The organism is Pseudoalteromonas sp. BSi20429, assembly GCF_000238895.1.
GTDB classification, from domain to species: Bacteria; Pseudomonadota; Gammaproteobacteria; order Enterobacterales; family Alteromonadaceae; genus Pseudoalteromonas; species Pseudoalteromonas arctica.
Map to the genome: position 1 here is coordinate 54,957 of NZ_BADV01000050.1, position 23,976 is coordinate 78,932.

Annotated in this window: 19 protein-coding genes; 12 read left to right on the top strand and 7 right to left on the bottom strand. The window is 39.6% G+C overall.

The genetic code is table 11. From position 1 onward, the window contains the following. Position 1: 1 nt before the first annotated feature. The 4 genes from P20429_RS09485 to P20429_RS09470 all read right to left on the bottom strand — a co-directional run bounded on the left by P20429_RS09485 (position 2) and on the right by P20429_RS09470 (position 4,986). The gene (locus P20429_RS09485; RefSeq protein WP_007583492.1) at positions 2 to 1,132 is read right to left on the bottom strand and encodes a macro domain-containing protein; all 1,131 of its coding nucleotides are present in this window, start codon (positions 1,130 to 1,132) and stop codon (positions 2 to 4) included. Continuing rightward, the gene (locus P20429_RS09480) at positions 1,126 to 2,469 is read right to left on the bottom strand and encodes a DarT ssDNA thymidine ADP-ribosyltransferase family protein (protein WP_007583493.1); all 1,344 of its coding nucleotides are present in this window, start codon (positions 2,467 to 2,469) and stop codon (positions 1,126 to 1,128) included. The genes P20429_RS09485 and P20429_RS09480 overlap by 7 nt, the downstream gene beginning before the upstream one ends. 823 nt (positions 2,470 to 3,292) lie before the next feature. After that, positions 3,293 to 4,393, bottom strand: a complete 1,101-nt coding sequence (locus P20429_RS09475; protein ID WP_033026805.1) for an HNH endonuclease — start codon at positions 4,391 to 4,393, stop codon at positions 3,293 to 3,295. After that, positions 4,390 to 4,986, bottom strand: a complete 597-nt coding sequence (locus P20429_RS09470) for a bifunctional 2-polyprenyl-6-hydroxyphenol methylase/3-demethylubiquinol 3-O-methyltransferase UbiG (protein ID WP_007583495.1) — start codon at positions 4,984 to 4,986, stop codon at positions 4,390 to 4,392. Before P20429_RS09470 ends, P20429_RS09475 begins: the two co-directional genes overlap by 4 nt. 340 nt (positions 4,987 to 5,326) lie before the next feature. Here P20429_RS09470 and P20429_RS09465 point away from each other — a divergent pair, with 340 nt between their 5' ends. The 6 genes from P20429_RS09465 (at position 5,327) to P20429_RS09440 (ending at position 11,287) form a co-directional block, all read left to right on the top strand. Then, the gene (locus P20429_RS09465) at positions 5,327 to 6,067 is read left to right on the top strand and encodes an ABC transporter substrate-binding protein (RefSeq protein ID WP_007583499.1); all 741 of its coding nucleotides are present in this window, start codon (positions 5,327 to 5,329) and stop codon (positions 6,065 to 6,067) included. A gap of 7 nt (positions 6,068 to 6,074) precedes the next feature. Beyond that, positions 6,075 to 6,815, top strand: a complete 741-nt coding sequence (locus tag P20429_RS09460) for an ABC transporter substrate-binding protein (protein ID WP_007583501.1) — start codon at positions 6,075 to 6,077, stop codon at positions 6,813 to 6,815. Positions 6,816 to 7,106: 291 nt separating this feature from the next. After that, complete coding sequence (locus P20429_RS09455) at positions 7,107 to 8,705, top strand: ABC-F family ATPase (protein WP_010555514.1); 1,599 nt, start codon at positions 7,107 to 7,109, stop codon at positions 8,703 to 8,705. 513 nt (positions 8,706 to 9,218) lie between these two features. Then, the gene (locus P20429_RS09450; RefSeq protein WP_007583505.1) at positions 9,219 to 9,962 is read left to right on the top strand and encodes a ferredoxin--NADP reductase; all 744 of its coding nucleotides are present in this window, start codon (positions 9,219 to 9,221) and stop codon (positions 9,960 to 9,962) included. A 251-nt stretch (positions 9,963 to 10,213) separates the two neighbouring features. Further along, positions 10,214 to 10,957 carry a nuclear transport factor 2 family protein gene (locus P20429_RS09445; RefSeq protein ID WP_007583507.1) on the top strand — a complete coding sequence of 248 codons (744 nt, stop codon included), beginning with the start codon at positions 10,214 to 10,216 and terminating at the stop codon, positions 10,955 to 10,957. Positions 10,958 to 10,966: 9 nt separating this feature from the next. After that, positions 10,967 to 11,287 (top strand): hypothetical protein, encoded by a 321-nt coding sequence (locus P20429_RS09440; protein ID WP_007583509.1) that lies wholly within the window; start codon positions 10,967 to 10,969, stop codon positions 11,285 to 11,287. A 494-nt stretch (positions 11,288 to 11,781) separates the two neighbouring features. Here P20429_RS09440 and hemH read toward each other — a convergent pair whose 3' ends face one another. Next, positions 11,782 to 12,801, bottom strand: a complete 1,020-nt coding sequence (gene hemH / locus P20429_RS09435) for a ferrochelatase (protein WP_007583511.1) — start codon at positions 12,799 to 12,801, stop codon at positions 11,782 to 11,784. A gap of 74 nt (positions 12,802 to 12,875) precedes the next feature. Beyond that, positions 12,876 to 14,204 (bottom strand): HD domain-containing phosphohydrolase, encoded by a 1,329-nt coding sequence (locus P20429_RS09430; protein ID WP_007583513.1) that lies wholly within the window; start codon positions 14,202 to 14,204, stop codon positions 12,876 to 12,878. Positions 14,205 to 14,404: 200 nt separating this feature from the next. Between P20429_RS09430 and P20429_RS09425 the strand changes: the two genes are divergently transcribed. The 3 genes from P20429_RS09425 (at position 14,405) to arfA (ending at position 18,568) form a co-directional block, all read left to right on the top strand. Then, entirely contained in the window at positions 14,405 to 15,358 is a 954-nt protein-coding gene (locus P20429_RS09425) for a sensor histidine kinase (protein WP_007583514.1), read from the top strand. A gap of 253 nt (positions 15,359 to 15,611) precedes the next feature. After that, a complete protein-coding gene (locus tag P20429_RS09420) occupies positions 15,612 to 18,152 on the top strand; it encodes a TonB-dependent siderophore receptor (RefSeq protein ID WP_007583516.1) in 2,541 nt (846 codons plus the stop codon). Between the two features lie 215 nt (positions 18,153 to 18,367). Then, positions 18,368 to 18,568 (top strand): ribosome alternative rescue factor ArfA, encoded by a 201-nt coding sequence (arfA, locus tag P20429_RS09415; RefSeq protein ID WP_007583517.1) that lies wholly within the window; start codon positions 18,368 to 18,370, stop codon positions 18,566 to 18,568. 437 nt (positions 18,569 to 19,005) lie between these two features. Here arfA and P20429_RS09410 read toward each other — a convergent pair whose 3' ends face one another. Next, positions 19,006 to 19,962: a helix-turn-helix domain-containing protein gene (locus P20429_RS09410; protein ID WP_007583518.1), complete on the bottom strand. Its 957-nt coding sequence runs from the start codon at positions 19,960 to 19,962 to the stop codon at positions 19,006 to 19,008. Between the two features lie 220 nt (positions 19,963 to 20,182). Between P20429_RS09410 and P20429_RS09405 the strand changes: the two genes are divergently transcribed. Genes P20429_RS09405 through eat form a run of 3 tightly spaced genes read left to right on the top strand, consistent with a single transcriptional unit; the run spans position 20,183 to position 23,939 of the window. Then, positions 20,183 to 21,589, top strand: a complete 1,407-nt coding sequence (locus P20429_RS09405; RefSeq protein WP_007583519.1) for an ethanolamine ammonia-lyase subunit EutB — start codon at positions 20,183 to 20,185, stop codon at positions 21,587 to 21,589. After that, positions 21,586 to 22,473, top strand: a complete 888-nt coding sequence (gene eutC, locus P20429_RS09400; RefSeq protein ID WP_007583520.1) for an ethanolamine ammonia-lyase subunit EutC — start codon at positions 21,586 to 21,588, stop codon at positions 22,471 to 22,473. The genes P20429_RS09405 and eutC overlap by 4 nt, the downstream gene beginning before the upstream one ends. A gap of 59 nt (positions 22,474 to 22,532) precedes the next feature. Beyond that, a complete protein-coding gene (eat, locus tag P20429_RS09395) occupies positions 22,533 to 23,939 on the top strand; it encodes an ethanolamine permease (RefSeq protein WP_007583521.1) in 1,407 nt (468 codons plus the stop codon). Positions 23,940 to 23,976 lie beyond the last annotated feature (37 nt).

The following is a 23,976-nucleotide window of genomic DNA, read 5'->3' on the forward strand; positions in this document are numbered from 1 at the left end:
GTTAGGGCTTGATCTCTGTTGAGAAATTACAACCAAGCACTTTCACTGGCTCAGAATTTATACTGACAGCCGCCAAATAATCATCATCCTGAAGTTCTTCATACTTTACGAAATAAGAATGTATTTTGTTTTTTAAAATAATATTTCTTTGTTTTTCAATCCATTTAAGCCTATCGGTTGTAAAGAAGACTGACTTACAGATAAATATACGACCAAGAACGGAGGGCATGTATTCTCTTTTATCGAATGCTGTAAAAGGGTCACTTATGGAAAGAATAGAAATATTTCCATCTTCCCCCTTATCACGCATTCTCTCAGCGGAATTATAAATACCGCTCGGCAGGAAAACCCCAGTTTTAACTCCCTTTTTCATAGCAACTAAAGCCATTCGCTTATCGAATGCAGAGCCACCAAACAAAACACTATGATTGTTAACTTCACAATAGTTTATTAGCTTATTGACGACAGACTTTTCTTCCTCGCTAGGCTTTGTTCCAGAGATTATGGCAATATCAAATTCTGTGGTTAAGTTCCCTAGAACCCAGAGATCTTTTTCTGTATAGCGTGTCAATCCAATCGGATAATGTTTTTCATTCTTCCTTACAAGGCTCACACCTAGGTTCTTAAGTTCGGATATCTTTTCAGGCGTGATTGACAGATTTTTTCCAGCATTTTTAGAGGCTTCAGGCTCAAACACAAGAATATTGTTTGACGTTTTTTCAAGGTATTTTAGGATAAGTCGCTTTACTTCCCCCCAATCCAGGCCTCCATGTCCGCAGCCAAGAGCAGGTAATGTTATCGTCAACCCTTCTTTATTCTTTAAGTAATTAGAAAGCCAGATGAGGCCATCTTCAATATACTCATATTCAGAGGGGTTTCTCCAATGATTTTTTGTAGGGAAGTTTATGATTTCAATCCCTTTCGAAAACATATCTCCTTGCTTCCACACAGTAGGTTTTCCAGGGGCAATTTTTTTTTCTTTGCATTGCCGAGCATACTCCCTGAACATCTCAGGGTATTTTTTCTTGAAAGCTAGTGCTACACCAGCACCCATGACACCAACGCAATTGACCGTATTGATTCTAATGTCAGCATCAAAATTGAAGAAATCACCTTTAACAAACTCTAGCATGGACTATTGCCCCCTATAACTTGAAGCATTCTGCTTTTTAAAGCTTCAATCGATTGCCCATGAGATATTACCCAAAACATATTGATTGAGTTCATGTCTGCCTTAGCAAGAGCTATAAGCATATTTAGATCGTTTTCATTTTCAATAATATCGGCCAATTGTTTTTCATCGCGCTCTCTAGCAACAATATCTCCAATCAGATCATCATAGGTCACCAAAATCACTATTTTCCTTATTGATTCCTCACTAAGTCCTCCAATATCTTCAGTGAGGATTCTCTTTAACATAGGCAAGGACTTCACGGCATGATCATTATCAGCCCGAGTCATCCCATCTTGCCCCCATCGAGATTTTGGTCCTTTTCCTATATCGTGCAAATACGCTGACAACAGAACAATTTCTTTATCCTCTTCTGATAGCTCATTATATTCGCGCAACTGATTAAGGCCTTCAGCTACTTTTCTGCTATGTGTGCCAACATCATCGATATGTGGCCCGTAACTGGCTCTTAATCCATCAATATCATCAAGTTCTTTTATCGACGAAAAGTTAAGTGCTATAGCATCTAGTGAGGCGCGAATACTTTCATATTTTTTGTGGCTACATGCGCTTCCACATATTTCTGAAATAGTCTGTTCAGCTTGATTTTTTAGAAATCTAGGACCAGTTATAATTGATTTTTTTCCGCCTTCGTAAAAATTAATGTAGTAGTGGTCTGTATCATATTGGATTCTTGGGGGCTGTATTCCTTTAGCTAGGAATATCTTTTCCACTTCTCCCTTTATCCAATCATTCCAGACAACGATGTAAGAAACTTCGGAAATATCAACGCTGTCAGGTATAAGCAGCTCTGCCATTTTCTGATGCCGATATTCATCTGTTGGGCATCCCCACTTTTTATCATCAATAGCAACCCAGTTTAAAGAGTCAAGCATATTTGCTGATGATAAATTATAAAATTTTGGAGGAGTTTCTGTATTTGCGGAAGCGTCGGAAAATACAACACCCGCTTTTTGTTCAAGAATCTCTATCGGAATTGCAAAATATAACAGTAGGGGCTGGTCTACATTCTTCTTATTAATTACACCAAGTTGCATGGATGTTTTTTTTGAAAAATAAAAAGGAACGTAGTCGTGAACAAATTTTCCTCCGAAGCACGGCACAGGCATAGTGCTCCTTCTCCCTTGAATCCCTTGTTCAGCAATGTTCTCGTGAGATACCCCACGAGCATTCTTTAAGTTTGTACACAACAACCCACTATCAATGATCGATTCTAGGTTATCGATCAAAGTAAAATGATACGCGTATCTTCCTTTCAGTCCCTGTGGGATGCTCATAAGTTATTCCTTGCTAATCCGATGTTCGATTGGTGCCCTAACAATTTAATAGTGCACTCATCGCGCATATTTCTACATTATATAGCTTTAACAAATAACCTAAGGTATTACTATCTCTAAGTTTTCTAAAATATTTGTGTAAAGTTAAATAAAACAATATGCGCGGTTCGCTTATTTCCATAAATATATACGCAAAGAGCAGTTTGACCAATTAACTATTATATTTAGTCAATCCCAGTGACCGCTTTTTGCTGTGAATTCAACCACAGCTTTTTACTAAAAAAACATCCCTCGTTTCTAAAAAAAGCATAACAACTACACTACTCAAAACTTACTTTTCGCATCTACAAAGCCATGACACAGAAAAAACTCCCGCCTACATTCATAAACACCAATCTACCAACACACTCCAATTACCCGTGATCACACCCGAAAGTCATAAATTGATGAGTAATCACTTGCATGGATGGCAAGCTAAGCCGTGACCTCGCCATGGATGGCGAATACACGGCGTTTACGTTCACACCAATTTTTAATTTGAGGACACAGTGTGATCCTCGGGTGCGCCGTGGGATTCCAAAGGGCGGTCGGCGGCAGCCACCCTTTGGTTGCCATCGCCAACGCGATAAAACCTCGAATAGAGGTTTTTTAATCCTTTAAACCCACATCAAAACACCAAATTATGAGCGCGGTATAAAATCGCACCTGCATATTAATTACGCCGAAATTTAAAAGCTTCGCTTTTCGCGCGAGCAAGCTATGCGCCTACAACCCAAAAGCGCGAGATAAACTCCCGCCTACGGCACGAACTACAAATTATTCATTACACGTCATACCTTGGCTTTTCTTCCGCTACTAAACCCAGCCCTATACTTGGTTGCTGATATTTAAAACTAGCTGCTTCTTCAAAATAACCTTTCTTTAGCCATAACTTTGCACTGTTAGCCTGTGCAACCTGATACGCCCAATCACTAACCGAAAGCGACTTATCTGAATCGCAATTAAAGTAATTACTAAGTTCAGTTGTTAAATGCTGGCTATTAATCACTAAGTTTTGTTCTTGCCAGCGTTCGCGGTGAAGTTGCGCAGCTAAAAAGTCACTTTTACTGTTATTACAGGTGCTATGTGCTGCCACAAAGTTATGACCTAAATCATTTGCGTAGCGAGCAAACGGTATAAAGTGATCAACCTCGGTTTTACTGTTCAATGGTTTTTCGCAATAAAAACAATTACCGTGCTGAAGCTCTATCAACACAGGCTTTGCCTTACTCAATGCATTGCGATCAAAGCCGAATAAAAAATCATGTAGTTGGCTTTGTGGGCCAATTAAGGCTTGGTTATGCTTAATACTTTGAATTTTTTGCAGCCATGCATTTTTTGCTAAATAAACAACTAGGTCGTAAAAACGCCTAAAGCAGCCTGCAATACCTTCATTTAAGGTAATGTATGATTGGCCTTTAATATGGGGATACAAGAAACACTCTTCTTTGCCATTTAATTTTTGTAATAACCAAAGCGGGCCGTCTTTAATGGTTTGTAATGTTGAGCTACGTATATTTTTCCAACCGTGGCTCTTTTTTAATTGGCTAATTGAATTAATATTATTTAATTTTGCATCATGAAGCGTAGTTATAATTTTGGCTTGTTTATTAGAGTTGGTATTTTGTAAAAGTAGTTGCTCTCTATTATTACCAATTGCACCAAATGGCGACGCTTGGTGCCAATATAAAGTAATAAATTTGTCGACTAATTCATCAAATTTTATTTGTAACTGTGCTTGCGGATCGGCGTGATGTTTTTCGATACTAATATCAGCCAGTGCATGTAAAAGCGCAAACTTATAAGTAGCACTAAAATCACCTTCAACTAATAAGCGCTGAATATAAGCAATAAAGTCGAGCTGTTGCTGCATTGATCCAATCATAAAACGTGTACTACTTTAATAAGTGCATTTAACCACACTTCACTTTCGCGCTCTGGGCGCTTGTCAACACTTTGCCATTGTTTAATAGCTTTTAACTGCGTATAGCTAAGTAAATGCGTTAAAGCATTTTCGTTCAAATCGGTAAATTCACGACCATTATGCACACGCTCTGTATCGCCATATTTAAACGATACATATAAAACACCATTCGGTTTAAGCGCATTTTGTAGGTTTAAAAACACCTGCGGTAACTCAGCTTTTGGAACGTGTAATAAACTAGCGCAGCACCAAATACCGTCGTATTGATTTACACAATTTAGCTCTTGGAATTTTTTAACCGCTACAGGTTGTTGTAAGTAACTGCTTGCCAACTCTGCCAGCTCTGGGCTTGCATCAAACGCACTTACAGTAAAACCCTGTGCTTTAAAAAATGCGGCATCGCGCGCACTGCCACAACCGGCATCTAAAATACGCCCGTGTTGTGCAACGTGCGGTAAAAACTCAGCATAAAGCGCCGACATATCAACGTTAAGTGTTGAGTCGCTAAAGGCTTTGGCATTTTGGTTGTAATAAGTAAGTGTGGTGTTTGACACGAGACTCACCGCTCCTTGGCTAATCGTTTAACAGCTAAGACACTGTTAATACTGCATTCATTATTTGTTTAATCTACAGGAACAGGCGCATTAAATATAGGCTTAATAAGTAGAAATTTTTAAATTAATACGCCATTGTTATTAAGCACTGATGTTAAGTGATACATACGCAGTATAAAATTTAAAATGCAATACAAACGCCCTTCTATAAACACCTGCATACTAGGCGTTCTCATCATTACGGATGGTTTTTACATATTCATACAAACCCGCGCCGCTAAAATACAAAAGCTGGTTTATACTGTTGTAATAATGAGCAAAATAATAACTATGAGGCGTAATGAATAAATTAATTACCGTATTTTTATGTTTGCTGTTTACGGCTCCATTTAATGTATTTGCTTGTGAAAGAACCTTTAGCGTGGCATCGCACGATGCTTTTTGGCCGCCTTATGTAATGGGCATTAACGGTAAGCTGCAAGGCTCGGAGGTTGATGCACTTAACATTATATTTGCTGACTCCCCTATTTGTTTTGAAGTTAAGTTACTACCAAATTCTAAGCGGGCTTTTATTGAGCTTAAATACGGCCGTATTGATTTAGAGTGGGCTGCAAGTTATACAGATGAGCGCGCTAAATATGTGCACTTTAGTGATAACTACCGAACTGAAGTTATGCGTTTATACGAAAACAAAAATAATCAGCATAGCGTTAAAAACCTCGAAGACATTTTTAAACAAGGCTTTATTGTTGGCGCTAACTTTGGAAGCTACTACGGCGAGGAATTTGAGCAATATAAAACTAAATATAAAAAGCAGATTGAATACACCAGTGCAACCAGTAAACGCTTTGAAATGCTTAATAAACAACGTATTGATTTTGCTATTGAAGACGAGTTAGTGGGTGCTTATTTTGGCCAAAAGGGCTCAAATATAAAATTAGTAACCAACATTGAGTATGTAAATAAAGACGATATTTATTTAATGTTTAGCAAAAAAACGGTGTCGGTTACTGAGCTTGCAGTAATTAATGAGCATATAAACAAAAACAAAACAGCACTTAATGCGCTATTTAAATACTAGGAGTGTAATGAAAACTTTATTTTTAACATTTACTACACTGCTATTTACTCACTTTAATGCCCTTGCGTGTTCAAAAACATTGGTAATGGGCACTAACGAAACTAATTGGCCGCCTTACCTTGTTAAGCAAGGTGATACATTTTTAGGCACAGAAGTGGATGCTGTAAACGCTATTTTTAAAGATTCAAAATTTTGTATTAAATGGACTTATTTCCCGAGTTTTTCGCGTGTTCAAGCTGAGCTTAAAAATGGCCGAGTAGATATAACTTACGCGGCAAGTTACACAAAAAAACGCGCTCAATATGCGCATTTTAGTTTGCCTTATCGCGCAGAAGTTATGCATCTTTATAAACATAAAGACTCGCCTGATGTAACAAGTTTACCTGAGCTTTTTAGTAAGGAGTTTACAGCTGGTATTAACCGAGGAAGCTTTTTTGGTAACGAGCTTGAACAACTAAAAACTAGGTATTCAACACAGGTAGTGCTTACTGCTCAAGCAAATAATCGATTTAGCATGCTAGATAAAAAACGAATTGACTATGTTATTGAAGACTCTGTGGTTGCGCAGTACTTTGTAAAAAAACACCCCTCAATTACGCAGGTAAAGTCTATTACACCGATTAACGTTAACAATGTGCACTTTATGCTAAGTAAGGAGTCGCTAACACTTGATGACGTGGCGACCGTTAATCAATTAATTACTAAAAATGCGGCTGCTATAAAGTTAATTTATCAACCTGCGCATTAAAGCATGGGTAATAACTTAGCTCTTTGGCGCCCCCTCCTTAATATTGCTTGGCATTAGTAATTATTTACATTGTGGCTGTAAGCACATTCAACGCCGCTCACGCTAAAAATAGTGGCTTAAAAACGAGAATTGCCGTTATTTTCGCTTGGTTATAAATTAGCTACCTTTTATCTTTCATTCGTTGTGGCTGATCTGTATAATTCGCCAGCTAATTTACCCTATTGTCTGGTTCTTGTTTGTGGCGTTTTGCTGCAGCGTACTCCTGTCAGTACTAATCTAGGATTACCCTTTTTGATCTCCACCGCAAATATTACGATGCAGTTTGGCGCAGAGCCGTTGTTTGAAAACATTTCAGCTAAATTTGGTAACGGTAACCGTTACGGTTTAATTGGCGCTAACGGCTGCGGCAAGTCGACTTTCATGAAAATTTTAAGCGGTGCGCTTGTTCCAAGTGCGGGTAATGTATCTATTACTCCAGGGTTGAAATTAGGTAACCTAAGCCAAGACCAGTTTGCTTTTGAGCAATACAGCGTTGTAGACGCGGTAATTATGGGCGACGTGGAGCTTTGGAAAGTAAAGCAAGAGCGCGAACGTATTTACTCGTTACCAGAAATGAGCGAAGACGACGGCATGAAAGTAGCCGATCTTGAAAGCGTATTTGCTGAAATGGACGGTTACACTGCAGAAAGCCGCGCTGAAGAAATTTTGCTTGAAGCGGGTATCGATAAAGAATTTCATTACGGGTTAATGGCAAACGTTGCCCCAGGTTGGAAATTACGTGTGCTTTTAGCACAAGCGTTATTTGCAAATCCTGACATTTTGTTACTTGATGAGCCTACCAATAACTTGGATATTCATACAATTACGTGGCTCGCTAACGAGCTTAACAAACGTAAATGTACGATGATTATTATTTCCCATGACCGTCACTTTTTAAACTCGGTATGTACACACATGGCCGACATTGATTACGGCGAGCTGCGTATTTACCCTGGTAACTACGAGAAGTTTTTAGATGCTGCGGGCCTACAACGCGAGCAACTTTTAGCTGAAAATGCTAAAAAGAGTGCTGAAATTGACGAGCTACAAGACTTTGTTAACCGTTTTGGTGCTAACGCTTCAAAAGCTAAGCAAGCGAGTTCGCGTGCTAAAAAAATGGATAAAATTAAGCTTGATGAAGTTAAATCTTCAAGCCGTATGAGCCCATCACTTTCGTTTGACGAAGGTAAAAAAATGTATCGTCAAGCGCTTGAAGTTAATAAGCTTGGCCATGGTTTTGATGGCGAAACATTATTTACTGGTGGCGACTTATTACTAGAAGCTGGCGCTAAGCTTGCTGTAATTGGCGAAAATGGTGTGGGTAAAACTACATTTTTACGCTGTTTAGTAGACGAGCTTAAAAGTAATGAAGGCGAAATTAAATGGTCTGAAAATGCGACCTTTGGTTATTGCCCGCAAGACAGCACTAAAGATTTTGAAAACGATTTAACGTTGTTTGATTGGATGTCGCAATGGCGTACAGCTAAGCACAACGATTTAATGGTTCGTGGCATGTTAGGCCGTTTGTTGTTTACAGCAGACGATTCAAACAAAAAAGCGCGTAACTGTTCTGGTGGTGAAAAAAACCGCCTGTTATTTGGTAAGTTAATGATGCAAGACGTTAATGTGCTTGTTATGGACGAACCAACTAACCACATGGATATGGAAGCCATCGAAGCGCTTAATAATGCGCTTAAAGACTTTGAAGGTACGCTTATTTTTGTAAGCCATGACCGTGAGTTTGTATCGTCATTAGCTACGCGTATCATTGATATTAAAGATAAAAAAGTAATCGACTTCCAAGGTACGTTTGACGAATACCTAGCAAGTTGTGAAGAGAAAAAAGCGTAAACTTTTTCTAATTGCTTATAAAAACGGTGCTAAATTTAGCACCGTTTTTTATGTGTGGAATTTGAGTTTAACTATAAAATTAATTAATAAAGGCTTAAATAAATAATTCACTAAGAGGTTAAGAGACGCTACGCTTTTAGAGTCAGTGATAAAATACTCGTTTCTGGCTTGGTTCTTCTCATTTACTCCTCTTTGGCTTCTCCTAGTGCAATAGTTTTTCAAGTAAATAATTCACTAATGGTGATATAAGACGCAGCGCTTTTAAAGTGAGTGATAAAATAAAAAAGCACTGTTTTTTTGACTTTATTTTTCTTAGTTACTGCTGCTTCGCTTTTCCTTATGCAATTAATGGCTCTTATCGCAGAGCTAATTATTCACATTATTTTATTGGTAAATTCTGCATACATCACTGCTTTAAATCGAGTCATATTCTCCTGTAAGTCTTTGTCACTTAATGCTAATGTTTATGGGGTGAGTTATTTAAAACTTTAATGGCTAAACCAAGAGGTAACTATGTCTAATTGGGTTGAAGCAACAGTAAAAAGCGTAACATGGTGGAGCGAAACGCTCTTTAGCTTAACCGTTAATGCTAATGTAGAGCCGTTTAAAGCAGGGCAATTTACAAAGCTTTCTATAATGGATGGCGACAAGCGTATTGCTCGGGCTTATTCATATGTGAATGCCCCTGAAAATCCCGATCTTGAATTTTACCTTATTAACGTTATTGACGGTTTGCTTTCTCCTCGTTTAGCTACATTACAACCTGGCGAAACCGTATTAATAGAACAACACGCAACTGGCTTTTTTACCCTTGATGAAATACCACAAAGCGATCAGCTTTGGATGTTAGGTACTGGCACTGCCATAGGGCCTTTTTTATCAATATTGCAACAGCCCGATGTGTGGAAAAAATACAAAACTATAAACTTAGTGCATGGTGTACGTTTTAATAACGATTTAAGCTATCAGGCACTTATTAACGAGTTATTAAGAGTGTACCCAGAACAACTCAACTATATTCCTGTTGTAAGTAGAGAAGAGCCATTACAAGGCTTAAGTGGGCGGATTACTAACGCTATTGAGAGCAACCGTTTGTTTGAACATGTAAAATTAAACCCTGAGCCTAGTAACGCGCAATTTATGATTTGCGGAAACCCACAAATGGTAAAAGACACAACAGCGCTACTTCTCGATAAAAACTTTACGCGTAACCGCCGCAAAGCACCCGGTAACATTACTGTAGAGCAGTACTGGTAGGCTACAGTGGTGGTATTAACTACCCGATAACGTTAAAATTTGCTATGTTGCACCCTTATACCAATATTATCAAAAATATGATCATTCTATCGCATTAAATAACTCACTAACTGCGTTAAAAGTTATTCATATAGAACAACTATATGTCACAATTTTCGCCTTGTTATTGTGCTATTTTCTTGACGCTATAATAGATCACTTATTTAATGTAATTGGTATTACACGTGTTTAGTGTTCATTTTAGGAAAGTTATGAAACCGTTATCTATTATTTTTGCCTCGTTAATTACCACCGTTGCGCTTATTACTTACGCCGCAGAACAAAGCGAGCCTGAGCAAAAAGAGCAGCAAGTTGAAGCTCAAGCAAACGCTGAAAAACCAAAAGTTGAAGATGAGCAATCAGTAACTCAAGTCAAAGCTGACGACAAAGTAAATACGCTTGAATACAAAGCACCTGAGCTTAAAAAGCCAACAATTGATGCGACTAAACCAGACGATTCAAAGGTATTGGGTAACGAGCAGATTAAACCTACTGAAAAGCCTAAAAATAAAATAGAAAAAGCAGTGGCTGTAGCCGAAGCTGAAAAAGCAGTTACGCAAGCAAAAGAAGCGCTGACAGTTAAGCAACAAACTAAAGCTAAGCAATCGCGCGAATCACTTGCGGTAGTAGAGCAGTTAGTTAAAGCGTATAACGCGCGTAACATTGAAGAGTTTCTTCGTGTATATGCCGAAGATGTTGAGTTTTATATTTTCCCTAATGAGCTATTATTTAAAGGTAAAGAAAAACTAATAGAACGTTATGGGCTAATGTTTAAAAAGTTAAAGTGTATTCACTCATCACCAATTAAGCGCATAGTGCACGGTGATATAGTGATTGATCACGAACTATCAGAAACCTGCTCAACTGACGAAAAGGTAGTTGATAAACGTTCAGAACTTATTTCGAGTTACCAAATTAAAGATGGAAAAATAGTACGCGTACTGTTTTTTAGATAAAGGCTTTATATGCAAATAAATGACGACAAAAAAATTCGCTTAATGTATCGCATCGAGCCCGGTTGCCTTGGCCCTAAGGGTGCTGAGCATGTTGAAGATTTTTGTCGTTTTGCAAATAAACATATTAAGTCACCATTTTATGGCCAATTTGTATTTTTACCTCGTTACGATAAAACCATAGACGAGCGACAATATAGCGTTAACAGCCGTAATTTATCCCTTGTGCAGGCTCGAGCTTACTTAAAGCACTTTGATATTAATATTGAAGAATTTGAAGAACAACTCGACGAGCTCCTAACCAAAGCGATTGATTTATACTTTAAGCGATAGCGTTTAATTGCTGTTGCTTAGGTATTCTTGCCCTCCACAATACGTTTTTATTTTAATTATTATTAAAAAACTACTTTTTTACTCGCCAAAAAGCTGCGCGTCTACGGTAAACATTGCATCGAATTTGACGTAATACGTTGTTTTGTAGATGTAGAGCTTGCTCACGTTAGAAGCGTAGCTTCTCCTTGTTTTGTGTATAGGGTTTGATACATATGTAGCTTAACAATTCTGTAAAAGCGTTGCTTTTAAACGCCAGCAAGCTGCACGTCTACAGGTGTTTATACCAAAGTTTAAGAGTATGACTTGTAGAGCACTTTCTTACACGAGAAGCACAGCTTTTGATTACTTACTCACCTAAAAACTACGTTTTTACATGCTGCCATGGCTGCCCCTCTACAACAAAATTTTAAAAGCCCTAAAAACAAAAAAGCGGTGTTAATTTTAACACCGCTTAATGCGAAATATGTTTAGCTATGTGCTTTAGTAAGCTTGGGTTACAACATAGGTTTTATAACATCAAACACAGCTTCTATATGGTCGTCTCTGTCGTTTAGTGCCGCTATGTAACGGTATTTTTTGCCGCCTGCATTTTCGAATATTTCACGATTTTCGCCTTCTAGCTCTTCAAGTGTTTCTAGGCAGTCGGCGCTAAAAGCAGGGCTGATAATGGCTACATCGGTAATACCCTCATCAGGCAGGGCTTCAAGGGTTGCATCGGTGTAAGGCTTTAACCACTCGGCTTTACCAAATCGACTTTGAAAAGTACTAATTACTTTGTCTTTATCAAGGCCCAGTTTTTCTACAACCAAGCGTGTGGTTTGTAAACATAGGCAATGATACGGATCGCCTCGCTCTAAAAATAGTTTAGGCATACCGTGATACGAAAAAACAATTTTTTGTGGCATACCATTCGCTTCTAAATCCTCACTAATACTATTAGCAAGTGACTCAATATAACGGGTGTTTTTATGATAGCCATTAATAAAGTGCAGCTCTGGCACCCAGCGCCATTTACGCAGTACGCTTGATACAGCATCGAACGTTGAACCCGTGGTTGGGCTAGAATATTGCGGATACATTGGCAATATAATAATACGCGTTAAGCCTTTATCACGAAGCTCCTCAAGGCCGGCCTCTATTGAGGGATTACCATAGCGCATAGCCATTACTACTTCGGTATTGGTATAACCTTGTTCTTTTAATAAAGTATTTAACTTTACGCTTTGTTGGCGAGTAATGTGAGTAAGCGGTGAGCCATTTTCGGTCCATATACTTTCGTATAATTTAGCCGAACGCTTAGGGCGCACACGCAAAATAATGCCATGTAAAATTATCATCCATACTAGGCGTGGTATTTCTACAATGCGTGGATCTGATAAAAACTCACGTAAGTATATACGAAGCGCAGCAGCTGTTGGTGCATCAGGGCTACCTAGGTTAGTAAGCAGTATTCCCGTTTTTTGGTTAAAACGCCCATCATGGGGATTGTCAGTAACCGCAGAAAATCGCGACACAGAGTGCTCCTTCAAGCAAATTCAATAATGTATTTTATGCACATTGTAACGAAAAAAACTGCCGTTTAGATCAATCATTTAGCAGTTTTAACCATAATTCTAAATGGGGCTGGTTTTTTAGATTCTAGTTGCTGCAGTTTTTCTATTGATTTGCGGCTAAATACATGACCTTTAGGCAGCAACATTATACCCGAATGGCTGTGCAGAGCATGGCCGAGTATCATTTGATCTTTGAGTTCATGGGCATTACAAATTAGTACTGATCCTGCGATACTTTTTTGTTCGTGTAGTTTTGCATGGCTTGCTTCAAGCGCACGAACTATTTTAGGGTGGTAAAACGAACCACTATAAAGTTTTACACTTTCGAGTGCATCCTCATGGCGCTGTTTTTCATCGCTTGCATTGCTCTGCTCAAACGCATCCCAATAGTCGCGCGCTAAACCTAATACCATAGCCCCTATCGGTATGTCGTTTCCAGCAAGGCCTTTGGGCATTCCATTTCCGTTAAAACGTTCAAACTGATAATAAATAGCATCCGACAAATCGTGTAAATGTATTGCTGGCATTAGCATTAATTGTGCAGTACTTGGATGAGTATAAAAGGTCTTACGTTGTTGCTCATTTAGCCGATTTAGCGGTTTTTTATAAAGTTCAGGATCCATAGCAAGCAAACCTATTTGTGCTAAATAACCCGCCATTGGGGCAAGATCAATGCTTTTTTGCGACAGGTTTAAGTAAAGCGCTATTTGTGTGCAGGTATTTGCAATATTTTGTGCTTTGTTGCCATCAAGGTAAGGGTTTGCGTTAACAAAATTATATAGCAGCTCAACGGTTGATTTGTGCTCTTGTTTTTCGCGTTCGTTGGCGTCTTCAAGCTTTTTTAAAACTTGTTTGATTTGTAAGGTGCGTTTTTCTACTCGTTGCTCTAACGTGTTGTTTAGCTCAAGTAGTTCTTGGTTTTGTGCCTTAACTTGTGTTTCTAATTTTTTGTTTTGCTTTTTTAGCGCAAATTTTTCTAGGCTATCTTTAATGCTTCGAAGTAATAAATCGTTTTGCCATGGTTTTTGAATATAACCATTTATTTGCCCTTGGTTAACAGCCGCTAGGGTTGTTTGTATATCGGCGTAACCGGTTAATAAAATGCGTTGAGTGTCGGGTGCCAGCGCACGCGCTTTTTCTAAAAACTCGGCACCGTTCATTACTGGCATCCGCATGTCGCTAATAATTAAACCAAATTCATGGTTTTTAAAAAGTGTTAGTGCGTTTTGCGGATTATCGCAAACAATAACCGTTAAGCCATTTACTTCAAGTAGTCGTGTTAACGTACGTAGTACTATTTCGTCATCATCAATACAAAGTACATCAACCTGATTCATGGGTGTGTTTGGTGTTGCTTGAGTCATTGCGCCGCCTTTAAATTACTTCTGGCTAAATAATAGCTTAAAAAAACATCCGTGACCTGTTTATGCTTACCTTTTATATAGAGTAGGAGTCACCTAATGTGGTTATTATCTATAAGTAGATAAATGCTCACACTAAAGTTGCAAATTTGCATGTAGACGACTAAACGTTAAGTATAAAGTTATCTATATGGATGAAAGGAATGAATGGATCAGATGGTAATTTTGAACGTGCTTTTTTAAACGAACAAAAGCTGCGCTTGGCCGCAGAACAATTACTCAAAGATAAAAGCACCGTTTTAGTTGCCATAAATAATGAATTACAAAAAAAAGTAGCCGATTTAGAACACCAGCAAATGCTGTTTGTGCAAACCGAAAAAATGGCAACCTTAGGAACGCTTTGTGCAGGCGTAGCCCACGAAATAAATACCCCGCTTGCCTATGCAATGAGTAATATAGAAAGCTTACAAAATTCTACCCCTTTGCTCATCACGCTGCTAAAGCTTAACGAGCAATACTTAAACAATGAAATTAAAGAAAGCCGTTTTAAACACGAAATAGACATACTCAATTTACAGTATCCGTATGCGTGGCTTTATAACAATTTGCAGGGACAAGTTAACGACAGCGTTGAAGGACTCAAACGAATAAAACAAATTGTGCATGACTTATTAAACTTTGCCCACCCCTCCTCCTCGCAAGATAAACAACTAACCGATGTAACAACGGGTGCTAATAATGCTTTAAGATTATTAAGTAACAAACTCAAACTATGCGAGATAAAAACGCGGTTTGAACCACTACCACTTATTTGGTGCAATTTATCGTCAATTAATCAAATTTTTGTAAATCTATTAATGAATGCTTGGCAAGCATGCGAGCTTGATTTAGAAAAAGGCTGCATTATTGAGGTCAATATTTTTGAACTAAACACAAATATCTGTATTGAGGTAAAAGATAATGGCTGTGGAATGAGTGAAGACACAATAGCGCATATGTTTGACCCTTTTTATACAACAAAAGAAGTTGGTGAAGGTACCGGTATGGGTATGACACTTGTATACGCTATGGTGAGCGATCATGGCGGAAAAATAGAAGTTAACAGCACACTAGGGACAGGTACGACCATCCGCTGCCTATTACCTTTAAAAGCGTAAACTAACGAACAAAACCACAATGTAAATAAAAAATTAACAGATCTATTTTTGAAGTTTAATGCTCTTGTAGCGTGTATTTTAATCGATTAAAGGTGGTTTTTTCTTATCTTGAAATTTATTTGCATACTTAGACCAAATATTTAGTTTTTTTCATTTCTTTTTGTTTGCATATGTTGCTAGGATGTTTACAACAGGTTATGAGCACCATAACCACACACATATTATAAGAACACAAAAAAACAGGGTCGTCACTATGCCAACATACCGTTTAAACACACTTGCTGTAGCCGTTGCTTTCGCGTTTAGCGCACCAAGCATTGTTAACGCAGAAGAAGCACCAGTGCAAGCTGCTAAAAACATTGAGCAAATATCTGTATTAGGATCGCGTGTATCTAACCGTACTTCTACTGAGTCTTCTTCTCCTATTGATTTAATTGACGCAGATGATTTAACCAAAGGTGGCTTTACCGAGCTTGGCCAAAGCCTTCAAGCGACAGCGCCTTCATTTAACTTTTCGCGTACACAAGTATCAGACGGTTCTGATTTATTTAGACCCGCCACACTTCGTGGCTTACAGCCAGATCAAACTCTTGTATTAGTAAATGGTAAACGTCGTCATAACCAATCAATTTTTGGCCTTAACGGTACAGTAGGCGCAGGCGCTGCGGGTACTGATATGAATGCGATTCCGCTAACGGCCCTTAAAGGCGTTGAAGTATTACGCGATGGCGCAGCGGCGCAATATGGCTCTGATGCTATTGCAGGCGTAATTAACTTATCTCTTAATAACTCAACCGGTATTACAACGGGTTTTGTACAATACGGCGGCACAAGTGAAGGTGACGGCGACACTATTTCAGCAGGTTTAAACCGTGGTTTTGATATAGGCAGCGAAGGCGGCTTTATTAACCTATCGCTTGAGTACCGTGATGCCGATGGCACTAACCGCGCCGAGCGTGATACGGGTGGTTCGCTTAATGTTGAACCAGGTACGTTAAGTGAAGATGTACGCTGGGGCCAAGGTAACTCAGAAAGTGAATTTACGTCGTTATTTTACAACATGGCATTACCAATGGGCGACGGCGAGCTTTACTCGTTTGGTGGCTACTCAGAGCGCACGGCGCTGGGTAATGGTTTTTACCGTAACTTTAACGAAGCCTCTAAAAACGTAACTCAAGTATATAGCGATGGTTTTTTACCGCGCATATATAACGAAGCACAAGATATTTCAGTCGCGCTTGGTTTTAAAGGCGATATAAACACTGATTGGAATTACGATGTATCGGCTGTTTATGGTGAAAATCAATACGACTTTACATCACGCAATACATTAAACGCTTCTTACGCGGCTGAGTATTTATTTAACAACCCAAGTGCAAGCGATGCCGATATTGCAGCAAATTCAGGCCCTAGTGGCGGTTACTCAGGTGGTTTTAGATTTGATCAAACAACGGTTAACCTTGATGTAAACGGTATTGTAGATATTGGCCGTGGCGAACCTTTATATGTAACAGTAGGCGCTGAATACCGTAAAGAAAACTACGAAATAGTGCCTGGCGATGAAGCATCATACGCCTGTGGACTAGCAAATATGGATACCTCGTACCCATCAGTAAACGATCCGGACCAATTTGCACAGTGTGGTTTTCAGGCTTATAACGGCCTACGCCCTGAAGCGGCTAACGACAGCGACCGTAACAGCTACGCAGTTTATGTAGACGTAGAAACTATGATCACCGACGCATGGAACGTAAGTGGTGCGCTACGTTATGAAGATTTCTCAGATGCTGGGGATGATTTAATTGGTAAATTAGCAACACGTTATGAATTTTCAGATGATTTTGCTGTACGTGGTGCGGTATCTACCGGCTTTAGAGCACCATCGCTTCAACAAAGTGGTTATACAGCCTTTACAACTAACTTAGGCTCAGACGGCACATTAACGCAGTCCTTCACTGCAAACACCGGTACAGCCTTCCCAAGTGCGTTAGGCGTAGATAGCTTAGAGCTTGAAACTTCAACAAACTACAGTGCTGGTTTTGTTTACGATGTAACAAGCGAGCTTTCGTTAACGGTTGATTTTTACCGTGTAGAAATTGAAGACCGTATAACGCTTGGCAGCTTACTTACGGCTGACGACGTATCGTTTAGCTCAGAAGCGGTTGCAGCGCTACAAGCAACAGGAGCAGTGCAAGCTAACTACTTCTCAAACTCGGTTGATTCTACTACGCAAGGTGTTGATATTATTGCATCGTACCGCACTGAAGTTGAAGGCGGCAATTTAGGAATAACCTTTGCGGGTAACCTAAACGATACTAAAATTGACGGCGTAAATGCTGAAGACGGTATTCCTGAAGCGGTTGCTTTTGACGACCTACAACGTAGCTTTTTTACCGACGGACAACCTAGTGAACGTGCAACGCTTACGTTTGACTACGAGCGCGATGCCTACACATCAACCATTCGCTTTAACTACTTTGGCGAAACAGACGTAAAATACTTTGGTAACGACCATATTTCATTACCAGGTGAGCTTTCGCCAACAGGGTCGTTTAAACCAACAAGTACGGTTGAATCTGCTGTGTTAGTTGATTTAAATGTTAGCTACCAAATTAACGACATGTTTGCGCTTTCGGTGGGTGCCGATAACGTATTTGACGAAACGCCAGACGAGCTAGGCGACGACGAAGTACTTAACTTTATCACCAACGGTGCATTTAAATATCCAGTACGTGCATTACCATACGGCTTTGACGGCAGAACGTACTATGCAAAAGTAAGCTTTAGTTTTTAATTATCTTATAAAAAAGTAAAGCAAACTAAGTAATATTAAGCGCAGTTATTAACTGCGCTTTTTTATACTTTTTTATTACTAAAAAAGTACCTGTTGGGCATTAAAAATACTTGCGCGGTTGAAAATTAAGCCTACAATCGCCATCTCTTAAATAGGCTAATATAAAAGCCTTTTTATTATTTAACTTAAAATAACCATTGGCTGATAGGAAATATATGACTAAAAAATCTAAAGCAAAAACCGCAAACACCAGCGCGGTAGACACAGGGCGAGGCGTTATAAACCACAATGCACTAGCGGCGATGGTCACCTCTAAATTATTTAAACCACAAGTAGTTAAAGCTAAAAAAGGCAAAGGCTCGTTTAAACGCAGCAACAAACATTCAGGACAAGAGTCCTATTTAATCGCGGCTTAAATAGCACCGATCAAATAGGGCTTTTGAATATAGTAAGCGAGGTTTTATACCTCGCTTTTACTTTTAAAGCATACAAGCCACGTTACATAAGCGCGAAATAAATTCGCACCTACGGGTTTGGTATTTGCACGATGTAGCTGAGGTTTTATACCTCGCGTTCACTTTTAGAGCATTTAAGCCATGTTACACAAGCGCGAAATAAATTTGCACCTACGGGTTTAGTGTTTGCACGATGTAGGTGAGGTTTTATACTTCGCTTTCACTTTTAAAGTATTAAAGCTAAATTACATAAGCGCGAAATAAATTCGCGCCTACGGGTTTGCTGTTTGCACGATGTAGGTGAGGTTTTATACCTCGCTTTCACTTTTAGAGCATTAAAGCCACGTTACACGAGCGCGAAGTAAATTCGCACCTACAAGTTTGTAGAGCACGGTGGTTTAAACTGCTGTGCTGAATTTTTTAACTGTTTGTGATGGGTTTTCACCAAATAGTTGCGTGTAATCTTTAGCAAATTGTCCCGCATGCCAAAATCCCCAATTGGCTGCTATTACTGAAATTGGCTTATCTTGGTTTGGTTTTTTTAGTTCCCGCCTTACATTATTTAAACGTGTTAAACGTAAAAACCGCAAAGGGTTAATTCCTAAAATACTCTCAAAGCTATACTGAAGTGTGCGCCTACTTACAAAGGAAAGCTCGCACAGCTCAGTTATTGTTATTGGGTTTTGTGGATTTGTGGCCACGTAATCTTTTACTTTATCTACTACGGCTTTTCTATGTTTATAACTTGGCGCAATATTTTGTTGTGGATTATCTGCTTGTAATAAGTGTAGTGCCAACATGTTTAGCATATCTTGTTGTGATTCGGTTTTAAGTCCAAAGCCCTTGCCTACAACCATGCTATTAATTATTTGCCTTGCCGTTTGTAATGATGAGTTGCTTACCGATAAGCGAGCTGATTGGGCAGATGACAGGTTTTTCAATGTTACGCCTTGTAGCTGCGCCATATATTCAATTGAATTCCAATCGATTACCAAACCATAAATATTAAATTGCTCAGGGGTTATCAGCTCAAAGTCATTATCACTTGTACGGCACATAAATTGATTACTTGCCACACTTAGACCATTAATCTTACTTTGCTGCGACTGACAAGGAATGCCAAGCCAAACAGAATTGGGGGCGATGTTACATTGCTGACGAAGCGCTCGCTCGGTGTATTCTTTAAACACATGAATATTGGCGTAATCTGTTTCTTCAATAAAACCATAAAAGCTGCCGTCGCTCATTTGATCGTATTTTTGCTGCCATTGAGTAAGGCTATGCGCTTGCTCGTCTATATCGTGTGTTTGCACCTTGCTCTTTAGTGGTGCGTTGTAGCTACTTTGCTGCGCCATATAGGGGATGCTCTTTTTCGTTACACTTTTATTATGGTTAAGTTAACACCGCTTTGCGTGTGTAACCAATTGAATTGGATTAATAAATAATCTTTTGCCGAAATTCGATAGTTACTTGGTACAAAATAAGCTGTCTTGTAACTATTGAAAATTGATTTATAGCTAAAGATGCAGCGAAACCTATACCAAGGTTTATCATATTAGTTATGTGGAGTAAATCATGGGGCAAGCGTACAGTTACACTTTAGGTACACACACTTATAAATTCAAGAACTTAGCCCAGTTAATGGCTAAAGCAACGCCGCAACGTTCGGGTGATCGCTTAGCGGGTGTCATTGCACAATCAGCACAAGAACGTGCTGTGGCTCAAATGACATTGGCCGATGTACCTCTTAAAACATTTTTAAATGAGGTACTTATTCCCTACGAAGATGACGAAATTACACGCTTAATTATTGACGAGCACGATGCCAATGCCTTTATGGCTATTGCACATTTAACCGTAGGCGATTTTCGTAATTGGCTTTTAAGCGACTTTGCAACACCCGCTATACTTGCAAGTATAAGGCAAGGTATTACGCCCGAAATGGCTGCTGCTGTTAGCAAAATAATGCGCAATCAAGATCTCATATTAATTGCTAAAAAGTGCCATGTTACAAGTGCTTTTAGAAACACTATTGGCCTCCCTGGGCATTTATCTACACGTTTACAACCCAATCATCCAACTGACGATATTAACGGTATTGCTGCATGCATGCTTGATGGGCTGCTATACGGTAATGGCGATGCCGTAATAGGTATAAACCCAGCAACCGACAACGTTGCCCAGGCCATTAAATTAATGACATTAATGGATGATGTTATTCAAAAATACGCCATACCGACGCAAAGCTGTGTGCTTACCCATGTTACTAACACTATTGAATGTATAGAAGCTGGCGCACCGGTTGATTTGGTATTTCAGTCGATTGGCGGCACGGAGGCTACTAACTCAAGTTTTGGTTTTAATTTAAATACCTTAGCTGAAGCGCAAGATGCCGCTTTGAGTTTAAAGCGCGGCACTGTTGGCAATAATGTGATGTATTTTGAAACTGGGCAAGGCAGTTCGCTTTCAGCAAATGCGCATCATGGGCTTGATCAGCAAACGTGTGAAGCTCGCGCTTATGCAGTTGCTCGTAAGTTTAACCCGTTACTGGTTAATACCGTGGTGGGGTTTATTGGCCCTGAATATTTGTTTGATGGTAAAGAAATTACCCGAGCAGGACTTGAGGATCACTTTTGCGCTAAGTTACTAGGCATACCGATGGGGTGCGACGTGTGTTACACCAATCATGCAGAGGCCGATCAAAACGATATGGATAATTTGCTAACGCTATTAGGTGTTGCAGGTTGCTCGTTTGTAATGGGAATACCTGGCTCTGACGATATTATGCTTAACTACCAAACTACGTCGTTTCATGATGCATTATATGTGCGTCGAGTTCTTGGCTCTAGACCCGCCCCTGAGTTTGAAGCATGGCTAAGCAAAATGAAAATTATGCAAAGCACTACCGACATCACACTTTCAGATACCTTGCCTCCCGCTTTTGCTAAACCTCTGGGTGCAATTACTGGAGGTGGCTCATGAAATCACGTTCAAAACCGACCACTCCATTAGATAACTCAGTAAACGAGCATAAAAATAACGGTAATGTAGTGCACAACCCTTGGAGTGATTTACGGCGTTTTACCGACGCCCGTATTGGGCTTGGTCGCGCCGGTATAAGTTTACCCACCTCAGAAATGCTGGCTTTTCAGCTATCTCATGCACAAGCGCGTGATGCGGTGAGTTTTCCGCTTGATATTAACGCAATGACTGAGCAACTAGGCAGTATTAGTGCTCTAAAAGAGGTTGCCCCTCCCCTGCATTTACACAGCCAAGCCGTTGACAGGATTACTTACCTTCAGCGACCCGATTTAGGCCGCAAACTTGATGAAAATGGTAGGCAAGTACTTCTCAGCTATATGAATAAACAAAAGCACACTGCGCAGGCTAAATACGATTTAGCAATTGTAGTGGTTGATGGACTTTCGTCGTTGGCGGTACAAAAAAATGCATACCCATTTATAACAGAGCTATTAACGCATCTTATAACAGACAAGCAATTTAAAATTGCCCCCATTACTTTGGTTGAGCAAGGGCGAGTAGCGATTGGCGACGATATAGGTGAGTTGCTAAATGCGCAGGTGGTTATGGTGTTAATAGGAGAGCGCCCAGGACTTAGTTCGCCAGATAGCCTTGGCTTGTATTTAACATGGGAGCCCAAAACAGGACTTAACGATGCATGTCGTAATTGCATATCGAATATTCGCCCTGCAGGCCTACCTTATACAGAAGCGGCGAGACGCGCACTGTACTTATTACGTGAAGCTAAAAAACTGAAACTAACTGGGGTTAATTTAAAAGACCGCACACAAGATGATGTAATTGAGCATCAGGTTTCAACCACTAACTTTTTAATTGCTGAGTAATTTTAATTAAAAACACATGAAATAAAAAAATAAAAACTAAACATCAACGGAGAAAGGTTATGTCTACTAATAATAATACAGAGTACCTTGCTAAAAGACAGTTAAAACGGGGTACTGCGGGGTGGTTATTGCTCGCAGGTTTGGGTGTGTCGTATGTAATATCGGGTGACTTTGCAGGCTGGAACTTTGGTATCGCCGAAGCCGGTTGGGGTGGTTTTGCGATTGCTGCAGTATTAATGGCGGTTATGTATTTAGCGCTTGTACTATCGCTTGCTGAAATGTCAGCTGCAATACCTGCTGCAGGCGGTGGTTATAGTTTTGCGCGTCAAGCTATGGGGCCAGCGGGAGGCTATTTAACTGGCCTTGCCGTATTAATTGAATATGCCTTAGCACCCGCTGCTATTGTTATTTTTATTGGCTCGGCAGTTGAAGCCCTCACCGGGTTTAATGGCCCATGGGTATATGCATTATTTTACTTACTATTTGTGGGAATTCATTTAGCGGGCGTAGGAGAAGCGCTTAAAGTAATGATGGTAATAAGTGGTTTAGCGGTATTAGCTATTATTGCAACGGCTTTTGTTTTAATCACAAATTTTGATGCATCGCGCTTATTTGACGTCCCCGTAACCGATGCAGTGGGAGCCAGTGAGTTTTTACCTTTAGGTTGGTACGGGGTTTGGGCTGCATTACCGTTTGCCATGTGGTTATTTTTAGCGGTTGAAGGTGTACCGCTTGCTGCTGAAGAAGCAAAAGATCCCGCTAAAGATGTGCCAAAAGGCATTATTGGTGCAATGATCTTTTTGTTATTTACTGCTTTTTTAGTTGTTGTTTTAGTACCTGGTGCTGGCGGTGCTGCTGCAATGGGGGCAAGTGCTGTGCCTTTAGTTGATGCATTAAATGCATCCGGTAGTGAGGGCTTAGCAACCGTTGTAAATATATTAGGGCTTGCGGGTTTAGTCGCTTCGTTTTTCTCTATTATTTATGGTTATAGTCGCTTAGTGTTTGCTTTATCTAGAGCCGGTTATTTACCACGTTCGTTGTCGATTACGACTAATCGCAAAGTGCCAGCACGTGCGTTGATTGTACCGGCAGTATTTGGCTTTTTAGTATCACTCAGTGGTGAGGGTGATTTAATACTTGCAATGGCTGTAGTAGGTGCAACGCTCTCGTATGCATTAATGGCGCTGAGCCATATTTTACTTCGCGTTAAACAACCTGATTTACCTCGCCCGTACAAAACTCCAGGTGGCGTAGTTACGTCAAGTATTGCTTTAGTACTTTCGCTTATAGCATTAACGGGTGTGTATGCGTTTGACCCTCGTGCATTTTTATACACTATGGTGCTGTTTATTGTGGGCGCCGCATATTACTTTGGCTATAGCTCAAAATACTTAGTTGCTAAAAGCGCTGATGAAGAGTTTGCAATGTTGGCAAATGCAGAATCTGATTTAGAAATGGCTAAGTAGGTATTAATAGTTATTAAATATAAGTGAGGCTCCCCCT